This window comes from Georgenia sp. Z1491, assembly GCF_057652395.1.
Window position 1 is genome coordinate 2,255,339 of the sequence record NZ_CM172729.1, and the last position, 11,283, is coordinate 2,266,621.

Sequence of the window (11,283 nt, forward strand, 5' to 3'; positions counted from 1 at the left end):
CCCGGGGACCGGCCGACGCGGGCCCGGCCTCAGACGACGACGACCGAGTCGACCTGCCGTCCCGTCAGGCGCGCGCGTCCGCCGAGTTCGGCCAGCTCGATGAGCATCCCCAGGCCGGCCACCTCGGCGCCGGCCTCCTCCATGAGTCGGCACGCGGCCGCGGCCGTCCCACCCGTGGCGAGGACGTCGTCGACGACGAGCACCCGCTGGCCGCGCGCCACCGTCGAGGGTCGCACCTCCATGCGTGCCTCGCCGTACTCCAGGGAGTAGTCCGCGCCGATGACCTCGCCCGGCAGGCGACCGGCCTTGCGGACAGTGATCATGCCGACCCCGAGCGCGACCGCCACGGGCGCCCCGAGGATGAACCCGCGGGACTCCAGTCCGGCGACGGCGTCGACCCTGCCGCGGTAACGCTCGGCGAAGGCGTCGACGAGCGCGGCGAACGCGGGCCCGTCGGCGAGCAGCGGTGTGATGTCCCGGAACAGGACCCCGGGCTTGGGGTAGTCGGGGACCAGGGCGATGTGCTGATCGACGATCGCCGTGATCTCGGGACCGAAGCCGGGTTCACCTGCGCTGGCTGTGCTCATCGCTTCTTCCTCCGTCGGACCGCGGTTGTCGGTGAGCCCGCGGCGGACCCGGCTCCCGCCGACCGGCCGGCCTCGTCGTCGGGCTCGTGGTCGGTGCCGTCGGCCGGGCGCGCCTCCGGGTGCTCTCCGGCGCGCTCGAGCAGCACGTCGTCGGTGTGCTGCCGGTAGTCGCTGTCGAGCATCCGCAGGCTGACCTCGGCCGGCGCCGCGATGAACACCGACGACACGGTCGACAGCAGCATGCCGACGAACAGGGCGAGCGCGATGTCGCGCAGCGTGCCCGCCCCGAGGAGCAGGACACCGATGATGAGGATCGCACCGACCGGCAGCAGCCCGGTGACCGACGTGTTGATGGAGCGCACGAGGGTCTGGTTGACGGCGAGGTTGGAGCGCTCGGCGTACGTGTCCCGTCCCTGCTCGAGGACGTCGGCGGTGTTCTCGCGCACCTTGTCGAAGACCACGACCGTGTCGTACAGCGAGTAGCCGAGGATCGTGAGGAAGCCGATGACGCTCGACGGCGTGACCTCGAAACCGATCGCGGCGTAGATCCCGACCGTGAGGACGACGTCGTGGAGCAGCGCGATGATCGCCCCCGCCGCGAACGTCCAGGCCCGGAAGTACAGGACCATCACCACCGACACGGCGGTGAGGAAGATGCCGAGCGACAGCAGCGCCTGCCGGGTGACGTCCGCGCCCCAGGTGGGCCCGACGAACGTCGCCGTGACGTCGTCGACCGGGACGTCGTAGGCCTCGGCGAGGCCCTCGCTCAGCTCGCGCGTCTGCTCGTCGGAGAGCTCGGCCGTCTGCACGCGCAGCGAGGACGATCCGACGACCGCCACCCGGGGCGGTTCGCCGCCGACGTCGGCGACGGCGTCGGTCGCCAGCGACTGGTCGAGCGTCGCCGCGCCGGAGACCGTGAACTGCGAGCCGCCGCGGAAGTCGATGCCCGGGTTGATGCCCCGCACGAGCAGCACCCCGACCGAGATCAGGACGAGGACGGCGGCGGCCACGTACCACGTGCGGCGCCTGCCGACGATGTCGAAGGAGCGCTTCCCCGTGTAGAGGTCGTTGCCCATCGAGGAGAGGGACGCCATCAGACCACCGCCCCGTCGTCGCCGGACCCGCCGAGCCCCGCGTAGGGGTCGACCGATCGTTCCTTCTTGCGTCGTTCGCGCTCGGCACGCCGCTCGGCCGCCCGGCGTTCGGCGATGGTCGTGCCGGCCCCCACGGGAACCTTCGTCCCGTCGGTGGTGCCGGCGTCGTCGTCCCCGGACCCGCCCTCGCCCGTGCCGGTCGAGGACCGGCGCGACCGGAACCGGCCGGCGCCCCGGTAGAGAGCGGGGTCGACACCGAGTCGCTCCGGTGAGAGTCCGGAGAGCGTGTGGCCGTCCCGGAAGAACGGCATGCGCACGAGCAGCTGCATCGCCGGGTGCGTGAAGAGCACGACGACGACGAGGTCGATGATCGTCGTCAGTCCGAGGGTGAACGCGAAGCCGCGCACCCCGCCGACGGCGAGCAGGTAGAGCACGATCGCCGCGAGGAAGTTCACCGCGTCGGACGCGATGATCGTGCGCCGGGCCCGCTTCCAGCCGTGCTCGACGGCGGAGGCCAGGGTGCGGCCGTCCCGGATCTCGTCGCGGATCCGTTCGAAGTACACGATGAACGAGTCCGCCGTCGTCCCGATGGAGATGATGAGTCCCGCGACGCCGGGCAGCGAGAGGCGGTAGTTGATCGACCAGCTGAGCAGCGCGATGACGAGGTAGACGATCGCGGCGGCCACCGCGAGGCTCGCGACCGAGAGCAGGCCCAGGCCGCGGTACTGCCAGATCATGTAACCGACGACGAGAACCAGGCCCACGAGGCCGGCGAGGGCGGCGTTGGTCAGCTGCTCGGAGCCCAGCGTCGCGGAAATCTGCTCGGTGGACTGCACCTCGAACGTGATCGGCAGGGAGCCGAAGTTCAGCTGGTTGGCGAGCGCGTTCGCCTCCTCGTCGGTGAACGAGCCGGTGATCTGCGCGCTGCCGTCGAGGATCGCGCTGTTGAACCCCGCGTTGGACAGGACGACGCCGTCGAGCACGATGGCGAACTGGTCCTGCGGCGGCGGTAGGGTGGGCAGGCGCTGGGAGACCTCGGCGAACACCTCGGTGGCCTCGGAGTTCATCTCGAGGTTGACGGCCCAGAGCCCCGTCGACATGCCCTGGTTGTTGACCTGCATCCCGGAGCTGGCGCCCGTCAGCTGCGTGCCCTCGACGACGGCCGGACCGAGCACGAACTTCTGCTGGCCGGTGGGGTCGCACGCGACCACCGCGGTGCCGGAGTCGTCCGCCCAGCCGCCGGCCTGGTTGGCCGGGTCCGTGCAGTCCAGCGCGTACATGTCGTACTGGACGCGCTCGGTGATCCACGCCGTGTCGGAGGTGTCGGCCGGCTCCTCGGTGGGCTCGGTCGCGAGCTCGCCGTCGCCGTCGGCGTCGGCCGCGATGAAGGCAGCGCCGCGCACCTCGTCCGGGATCTCGGCGGCGCCGGGACCGTCGGTGGGGGCGTCGGCGGCCGCCGCCAGGGCGCGGTCGGTGCCGGCGCCGGCGGTGGCCGACTCGGACCCCGACTCCGCGGGCGACCCGGCGCCGTCGGTCGGCGCCTCGGCACCATCGGTCGGGGACTCGGCGCCGTCGGTCGGGGCCTCCTCGGGCAGCAGCTGGCTCGGGTCGATCGTCGTGGGGTCCTGGAGGGCGAGCACCGGGCGGAACCTCAGCTGCGCGGACCGGCTGATGAGCTCGAGGGTCTCCTCCGACGCACGCCCGGGGATCGCGACGACGATGTTCTGCGCGCCCTGGCTCGTGATCTCGGCCTCCGCGACGCCCGAGCCGTCGACGCGGTTGCGGATGATCTCGATCGCCTGCGCCACGTCCTCGCCCTCGATGGCGGAGCCGTCCGTGGTGCGGGGGGTCATGATGACCTGCGTGCCGCCCTCGAGGTCGAGCGCGAGACGGGGCACCGGCGAGGCACTGCCGGCGAGGTTGCCGGCCGTGAGCGTGCCCACGAGCGCGACGACGAGGACCAGCAGGCCCAGGAGCGTGCGCGCGGGGCGGGGCAGCCTCGGGCGGCGCGGCTCACGCCGCTTCTTCGGGTCGGACACGTCGGGACGGGCGTCAGCTGCGGTCGTCGCGGCCGGGGCGGCCGTCGTCGAACCACTCGTTCTCCTGGTCCACGGCGGGAGCGTCGCCGCCCGCGGACTCGCGGGCGTCGTCGACCGATGTCTCGGTCGCGGCGTCGGCCACGGGCTCGTCGTCGAGGTCGTCGTGCGACCCGTCGGACATCAGCTCGTAGGGCGACTGCGTGGGCTGCGCGATGCCGGTGCGGTGGACGAGGTACTCGCTGCCGTCGGGGTTCGACAGGGTGATGATGTCGCCGTTGACCTCGACCACCTGGTGGTAGGTGCGCGCGATGGTCTGCACCCAGCCGCCCGGGACGAGGCCCTCCTCGACCTTCTCCCGCTGGCGCTGCTGGGCCTTCTTCCCCTGCCGGCTCATGAACCAGAAGAGCAGGACCATGCCGAGGACGAGGAGGAGCAGTGTGGGATCCACGCGCAGACCAATCAGGTGAAGGGGCGAACCAGAGCAGTCTAGGGCGTGGGCGCTCCGGCCGGGCCCAGGCTCTCCGTGAAGGTTGTCTCCCGGACCGGGCGGCCAGGCGCGGGCAGCGCCGGCCGGAGGGTGCTGAGCGCCCTGTCACGAGACGCGCGTGCGGTCTCAGGAGGCGTGCGGTCTCAGGAGGCGTGCGGTCTCAGGAGAAGAGCGTGCCTTCGGCCGGCGGCTCGAGACCCAGGTGCGCGTACGCGGCCGTGGTGGCTGCCCGCCCCCGCGGGGTGCGCACGACGAGCCCCTCGCGCACGAGGAACGGCTCGGCGACGGTCTCCACGGTCTCCGGCTCCTCGCCGACCGACACGGCGAGCGTGGTCAGCCCGACCGGCCCGCCCCCGAACCGCGTGCACAGCGCCGTGAGCACGGACCGGTCGAGCCGGTCGAGCCCGAGGTCGTCGACCTCGAAGATGGTCAGCGCCGCACGGGTCGCCGTCAGGTCCGCGACGCCGGCGCCGCGCACCTGCGCGTAGTCCTGCACCCGTCGCAGCAGCCGGTTGGCGATGCGGGGCGTGCCTCGCGAGCGGGCGGCCAGCTCGCCGGCCGCGTCCTCGGTGAGCTCGATGCCGAGCAGGGTCGCGGAGCGCGTGAGGACCTGGACGAGCTCGTCGACGTCGTAGTGCTCCAGGTGCGCCGTGAACCCGAAGCGGTCGCGCAGGGGCGCCGGCAGCAGGCCGGCCCGGGTCGTGGCGCCCACGACCGTGAACCGCGGGAGAGCGAGCGGGATCGAGGTCGCCCCGGGTCCCTTGCCCACGACGACGTCGATCCGGAAGTCCTCCATCGCGAGGTAGAGCATCTCCTCGGCCGGGCGCGCGAGCCGGTGGATCTCGTCGATGAAGAGCACGTCGTGCTCCTGCACCGCGGAGAGGATGGCGGCGAGATCCCCGGCGTGGGTGATCGCCGGCCCCGAGGTGAGCCGCAGCGAGCCCGAGACCTCGTGGGCGACGATCATCGCCAGCGTCGTCTTGCCGAGCCCGGGCGGGCCGGAGAGCAGCACGTGGTCGGGCGCGGCGCCGCGGGCGGTGGCGGCGGCGAGGACGAGCGCGAGCTGGTCGCGCACGACGCGCTGGCCGATGAAGTCCGCGAGACGCCTGGGTCGCAGGGCGGCCTCGGCGGCGCGCTCGACGTCGTCGGCGCCGGTGGTGAGCACGTCGTCGTCCGACCTGCCCTGCGTCGGCCCGCCCGTCGGTCCCGGGACGTCCTCAGCCACGGCGCCCCCCGCCCAGGTGGGTGAGGGCGGCGCGCAGGAGGGCGGGGACGTCGCCGTCGGGTGGTGCGTCGTCCGCGGCGAGCACGGCGTCGACCGCGGCGCGCGCCTGCGGCTCGGACCACCCGAGCGTGGCCAGCGCGGAGACGACCTCCCCGGCGTGGGCCGGGAGCGAGCCCGGTGCCGGCGCGTCGGCCGCGTCCGCGTCCTGCGGCGGGGCGTCGCCCGCCGGTCCGAGCCGCTCGCCGATCTCGAGGACGATGCGCTGGGCCCCCTTCCTGCCGATGCCGGGGACGCGCTGGAGGGTGGCGAGGTCCTCGTCGGCCACGGCGCGCCGCAGCTGGTCCGGGCTGAGGACGGCGGTCATGGCGAGCGCGAGCCGGGGGCCGACCCCGGAGACGGTCTGGAGCGTCTCGAAGACGTCGCGCTCGTCGACGTCCCGGAACCCGAACAGGGTGAGCGACTCCTCGCGCACGACGAGCGAGGTCGGCACCGTGACGTCCGAGCCCTCGCGCAGTCCGGCCAGCGTGCCGGGCGCGGCCTGGACGCGCATGCCCACGCCGCCGACGACGATGTCGGCGTCCTGCAGCGACACGCGCGCCACGGTCCCGCGCAGCGATGAGATCACCGGTTCGGTCCTTCCTTCGATCCGTCGGCCGTCCCGCCGCGGGGCCGCCCGGGCCGGGCGCGTGCCCATTCCGGTTCGACCCTCCTGCGGCAGAACACGTGTTCGACACCCTATCGTCTCGGGGCGACCGCTCCCGCGCGGCGCGCCAGGCGTTCCGCGTCGGCCCAGGCCCGCTGGGCGGGCGTGAGACCGGCGCCCGCGGTGTCGGGGAGCATGCCCGCCCCGCCGTGCTGGGCCGTGGCGGTCCCGCGTCCGGCCGCTGCCGCGCCGCCTCCGCGCCACGCCTGGCAGATCGCCAGCGCGAGGGCATCGGCGGCGTCGGCGGGCCGCGGTGCGGTGTCCAGACCCAGGATCCGGCGCACCATCTCCTGGACCTGCTTCTTCCCCGCGCGGCCGTCGCCCGTCACGGCGGCCTTGACCTCGCTCGGCGTGTGCAGGGCGAGGCCGGTGCCGGCCCGCGCGGCGCCGAGCATGGCGACCCCCGCGACCTGCGAGGTGCCCGTGACCGATCGGACGTTGGCCTGGGCGAACACGCGCTCGACCGCCACGACGTCGGGCCGGTGCTCGGCGAGCACGGCGTCCAGCCGCTCGGCGACCGCCAGCAGCCGCATGTGCGGGTCGTCCTCCGCGGGGGTCCGGACGACCTCGACGTGCACGAGCGCGACCTCGCGCCCGCCGCCGCGCTCGATCACGCCGAGGCCGCAACGGGTCAGACCGGGATCGACTCCGAGGATGCGCACCCCTCCACTCTCGCACCCGCGGTCACAGCAGACGTGAAGCGCCGCGCAGCAGGGTGGCGATCGCGCCGGCCCAGGCGACCGTGAGGGCGAGCCGCCGGGCGGTCTCGGCCGGCACCCGCGCGGCGAGCCGCCCCGCCAGGGGCACGACCGCGACGACGGTGCCGGCCAGCAGGGCGACCACCCACCACTGGGGGAGGTCGGAGACGGGCGCGGCGCCGACGCCGAGCTTGAGGACCACCGAGAGGACCCCCATGGTGAGGAACGTGGGCTGCATCGAGGCCGCGAAGCTGGGGTGCGGCCAGCGGGAGAGCCTCGAGTACATGACCAGCGACGGGCCCGCGACCCCGGCGGTCGTGTTGAAGAAGCCGCCGACCGCGCCCGCCACCCCCGCGGCGAACGGCCCGCGCACCGGGGGCAGCCGGTCCGCCGCGGAGGCGAGGACCGTGCCGAGCAGGCCGAGGACGAGGATCGACCCGACCGTGATCTCGAGCCAGGCGAGCGGAAGCTCGCGCACGACGAGCGCGGCCGGCACCGCGCCGATCACCGCGCACGGCAGGAGCGTCCGGAGCCGACGCCAGTCCGATCCCGTGCGCATCGCCCGCCAGATGACGAAGGCGGACACCGTCGTCGTCGCGTTCGTCAGCCACACCCCGGCGACGGGGCCGATGAGCAGCGACAGCACGGGGGCGACGACGAGGCCGACGCCCATCCCCGAGACGCGCTGCAGGGTGGTCCCGACGGCGACCGCCGTGACGGCGACGAGGATCTCGCCGAGGCTCATCGGGCGCCCGGGCCGGGTCCGAGGACCGCTCAGTCCTGAGCGTCGAGCTCGGCGAGCACCTCGTCGGGGATGTCGACGTTGGAGAACACGTTCTGCACGTCGTCGAGGTCCTCGAGCGCGTCGACGAGCCGCATCACCTTGGTCGCCCCGTCCGCGTCGACGGTGACCTCCATCGACGGCACGAACTGCGACTCGGCCGAGTCGTAGTCGAGTCCCGCGTCGACGAGCGCGGTGCGCACGTCGACGACGTCGGTGGCCTCGGACAGGATCTCGAAGGTCTCGCCCTGGTCGGTGACCTCCTCGGCGCCCGCGTCGAGCACCGCGGCGAGGACGTCGTCCTCGTCCACGCCGTCGGCCTTGGGGACGACGACGACGCCGCGGCGGTTGAACAGGTAGGCGACCGAGCCCGGGTCGGCCAGGTTGCCGCCGTTGCGGGTGAAGGCGACGCGCACGTCCGAGGCCGCGCGGTTCTTGTTGTCGGTGAGGCACTCGACGAGCATGGCGACGCCGCCGGGCGCGTAGCCCTCGTACATGATCGTCTCGTAGTCCGCGCCCCCGGCGAGCTCGCCGGACCCGCGCTTGACCGCGTTGTCGATGTTGCTCGACGGGACCGAGTTCTTCTTCGCCTTCTGGATGGCGTCGAACAGCGTCGGGTTGCCGGCCGGGTCACCGCCGCCCGTGCGGGCGGCCACCTCGATGTTCTTGACGAGTCGCGCGAACAGCTTGCCGCGCTTGGCGTCGATCGCGGCCTTCTTGTGCTTCGTCGTCGCCCACTTGGAGTGTCCCGACATCGTGTCTCCCTCGCTCGCGTCCCGCTGGTCGTCGGCGGCCGGAGTGCGGCGTGCGCCGCGCGTCGACGGCGCCAGGTCCGTCCGGCATCGTACCCGCCGGGCGGCACCAGGGACGCGGGTGTCACCACACGTCGGCGTCGGACGTGCACTCCTCCGCGATGGCGGCCATGCCCGAGGCGGAGTCTTCAGCGACCTGCGCGTCGTGGACGGGCTCCCAGGTCGAGCCCTGGACGCGCCACCCGTCGCGGAAGGTCTCCCACGCGGGCGGGTCGCCGATCGCCCAGCCGTTGGCCACGAGGCAGTCGTGCTCATCAACTCGGCGGTCGTAGGACTCGCGGATCTGGGCGTCGCTGAAGGATGTCGCGTGGACGCGACCCACTTGCGCGCTGCACGCGGCGTAGTCGTCGCCAACGTCGTCGCCTGAGTGCCCCTGCGGCTCAATCTCAAAGCCGTCGTCCTCGGGAGTGATGAGGTAACCGAGATCCTCCATGCAGGTCGCCATCGCGGCAGTGCGCTCGGAGGGTGTGCCGTGAAACGTGTCCGGCTCGGAATGCGGGGGCGCTTCAGACACGGTGGCAGGGCCCGAGGTTGAGGGCGGCTCGGCACCTTCGGAGCCGCCGCACGCGGCGAGCATCGTCGATACGACCACACTGAACGCGAGTACGACGCGAAAGCGGGCGACTCGCACGCGTTCAGCGTCCGAAGTTGGAGCAGTCAACCGACCTCGTCGTGAACCACCCGTCTGCGACTAGCCGGTAATAACCCCCTCCGCCACTCGTCGCGATGCGAGTTGCGGACCATCCCTCGAAGTGTGAGATCGCTCCGCCCGGTGGCTGGACAATTCCACCGGGGGCAGTATTCACAGTGACAGACGCGCGTCCGAACTGTCCTGCTGGGCATCCGTGCGATCCCCTGATGTCCTCGTACGCCTGTGCGGCCGGCGCCGTGCCGACACACCACATCAATGCGACCCCCGCCGCCGCGCACCACGCTCTGGCTTTCATGCCGACCCCCTCGTCGAGATATTTATCACACGATAGGAGACTGTGGCGGCCAACTGGGTCGTTTCGCCTATGGCACCTGGAGAATCGTCACGGAGTAGTGGAGCGCTCCGGCAGGAGCCGGCCGCGCCACTCAGATGGGACGATTGACCAGTCGCCGGGCGGGTGACCGACAGGGACCTGTCCCCATCGAACTCACTCGTGCGTCAGGTGCCGGCACCTCCCGTCCCAGCCGCTCGTGAGAGAGCGGTGCAGGGAGGGCAGTTCGGTCGGGTACACGGTGGCGCCGCCGGCCACGAGCGCGTCGAGCTCGTCGGGGCTGAACCAGCGCATCTGGTCGAGGACGTCGCGCTCGAGCTCGGTCCAGCCGGCCGCGTCCGTACCCGGCCGGCGACCCGGCACCCGGGCGACGAAGAAGACCTCGTCCTGACGCACGGTCCGGCGCACGAACCGGAACGTGGCGCTCCTGGTGGCCACCGGCCCGACGAGGTCGGCCACCGCCACGGTCAGGCCGGACTCCTCGACGACCTCGCGGGCCGCAGCGGTCCGGTCGTCCTCGCCGACGGCGATCCCGCCGCCGACGGTGAACCACCAGCGGTGGTCGTCGTCGTCGCCGTCGTGGCCCTCGACGAGGAGCAGCGCGCCGTCGTCGTCGAGCAGCAGGACGCGGGCGCCCCGCCGGAACGGGATGCCGTCCGGGCCGGGGACCCACTCCTCGCCGAGGTCGGCGGGTGGCATCCGGGCGTCGTCGGGAGCGCTCTCAGCCACGGAGGAACACCGCCCGGTCGGCGACGGCGCGGCGCAGCAGCGCGGCCTCGCGGCCCTGGTGGTCGCGCGGCGGCCGCCCCTCGCGGGCGCGGCGTCGGCCGAGCGCGAGCTCGACGGCGGCCTGCTGGAAGTCGATCATCGCCCTGCCCTGGGCGCCGCCCCGGGCGCGAGCCCAGCGCACGGCATCACGGCGCGCGCCGGTGGAGGTGAGCATCCGGACCTCGAACGGCGCGAACCAGCCGGCGGCGGCGTAGTCGTGCAGACCGGCGGTGATCGCCCGGTGCTCGCGCCGGCGCAGCCAGAGGACCAGGACGATGAACGCGATGAACAGGGGGATCTGGAACGAGACGAAGACCTGGAAGAACGAGCCGGTCACGGAGGTGTAGTTCCACACGCCGTGCAGGACCACCGCGAGCAGCCAGCCGGGGATCACCAGCAGCCAGCGCCCGGGCCGGTCGGAGCGGGAGGCGATGCCGAGGGCCAGCCCCATGCAGACGGTGAACATCGGGTGGGCGAACGGGGTCATCAGACCGCGCTGGACGAAGACCGCGGTGATCGAGTCCCAGTACGTGAGGAAGTACTGGATGTTCTCGACCGCGGCGAAGCCGGCCCCGACGGCGAGCGAGTAGACGACGCCGTCGACGAGCCCGTGGAACTGTCCGCGTCCCAGCAGGACGACGACCACGAGCCCCAGTCCCTTCATCGTCTCCTCGGTCACCGGTGCGCTGACGATCGCGGTGAGGGCGGCGGCCCGCTCGAGGCCCTGGTCCTGGGAGACGACCGCCTGGAACAGCGAGTTCCCGGTGGCGGCGACCGCGGTGGCGACCCCGGCGCCCCAGGCCAGCGCGACGAGCAGCAGTCCGCGCGGCTCGGGCTCCCAGGCGTCGATCCAACGGATGAGCAGGACGATCGCCAGGAACGGGACGACGGCGAGCAGCACCGCCACGAGGACCTGACCGGGGCCGGAGGTGCCGCCGACGAGCTGCGGGAGGATCCAGGCCAGCCCGCCGACCGCGACGACGACGGCGCCGATCTCGGTGGCGGTGAACGCCCTCGAGCGGCGTCTGGGGACGGGCCACGCGGGAGGTGCCGGCCCGAACGCCCCCGGACCGGGGGCGAGGCCCATGTGCTGAGTCACCGACTCA

12 protein-coding genes are annotated in these 11,283 nt (G+C 73.1%); all 12 read right to left on the bottom strand.

Annotated features, from left to right (window positions below):
• Positions 1-29: 29 nt before the first annotated feature.
• Positions 30-587: an adenine phosphoribosyltransferase gene (locus AC24HA_RS10385; RefSeq protein ID WP_425709531.1), complete on the bottom strand. Its 558-nt coding sequence runs from the start codon at positions 585-587 to the stop codon at positions 30-32.
• Complete coding sequence (gene secF / locus AC24HA_RS10390; protein ID WP_425709532.1) at positions 584-1,681, bottom strand: protein translocase subunit SecF; 1,098 nt, start codon at positions 1,679-1,681, stop codon at positions 584-586. Before secF ends, AC24HA_RS10385 begins: the two co-directional genes overlap by 4 nt.
• On the bottom strand, positions 1,681-3,720 hold the full coding sequence (secD, locus tag AC24HA_RS10395) for a protein translocase subunit SecD (RefSeq protein ID WP_425709533.1): 2,040 nt from the start codon (positions 3,718-3,720) through the stop codon (positions 1,681-1,683). Before secD ends, secF begins: the two co-directional genes overlap by 1 nt.
• A gap of 13 nt (positions 3,721-3,733) precedes the next feature.
• The gene (locus tag AC24HA_RS10400; RefSeq protein ID WP_425709534.1) at positions 3,734-4,168 is read right to left on the bottom strand and encodes a preprotein translocase subunit YajC; all 435 of its coding nucleotides are present in this window, start codon (positions 4,166-4,168) and stop codon (positions 3,734-3,736) included.
• Between the two features lie 199 nt (positions 4,169-4,367).
• Complete coding sequence (gene ruvB, locus AC24HA_RS10405; protein ID WP_425709552.1) at positions 4,368-5,372, bottom strand: Holliday junction branch migration DNA helicase RuvB; 1,005 nt, start codon at positions 5,370-5,372, stop codon at positions 4,368-4,370.
• Positions 5,373-5,424: 52 nt separating this feature from the next.
• A complete protein-coding gene (gene ruvA, locus AC24HA_RS10410; protein WP_425709535.1) occupies positions 5,425-6,057 on the bottom strand; it encodes a Holliday junction branch migration protein RuvA in 633 nt (210 codons plus the stop codon).
• Between the two features lie 110 nt (positions 6,058-6,167).
• Positions 6,168-6,797, bottom strand: coding sequence for a crossover junction endodeoxyribonuclease RuvC (gene ruvC / locus AC24HA_RS10415; RefSeq protein ID WP_425709536.1), 630 nt, complete (start codon positions 6,795-6,797; stop codon positions 6,168-6,170).
• Positions 6,798-6,819: 22 nt separating this feature from the next.
• Positions 6,820-7,578, bottom strand: a complete 759-nt coding sequence (locus AC24HA_RS10420) for a TSUP family transporter (protein ID WP_425709537.1) — start codon at positions 7,576-7,578, stop codon at positions 6,820-6,822.
• 29 nt (positions 7,579-7,607) lie between these two features.
• Positions 7,608-8,369, bottom strand: a complete 762-nt coding sequence (locus tag AC24HA_RS10425) for a YebC/PmpR family DNA-binding transcriptional regulator (RefSeq protein ID WP_425709538.1) — start codon at positions 8,367-8,369, stop codon at positions 7,608-7,610.
• A gap of 121 nt (positions 8,370-8,490) precedes the next feature.
• Complete coding sequence (locus AC24HA_RS10430; RefSeq protein ID WP_425709539.1) at positions 8,491-9,057, bottom strand: hypothetical protein; 567 nt, start codon at positions 9,055-9,057, stop codon at positions 8,491-8,493.
• A 508-nt stretch (positions 9,058-9,565) separates the two neighbouring features.
• On the bottom strand, positions 9,566-10,138 hold the full coding sequence (locus tag AC24HA_RS10435) for an NUDIX hydrolase (RefSeq protein WP_425709540.1): 573 nt from the start codon (positions 10,136-10,138) through the stop codon (positions 9,566-9,568).
• A complete protein-coding gene (locus AC24HA_RS10440; protein WP_425709541.1) occupies positions 10,131-11,276 on the bottom strand; it encodes a PrsW family intramembrane metalloprotease in 1,146 nt (381 codons plus the stop codon). The genes AC24HA_RS10435 and AC24HA_RS10440 overlap by 8 nt, the downstream gene beginning before the upstream one ends.
• Positions 11,277-11,283 lie beyond the last annotated feature (7 nt).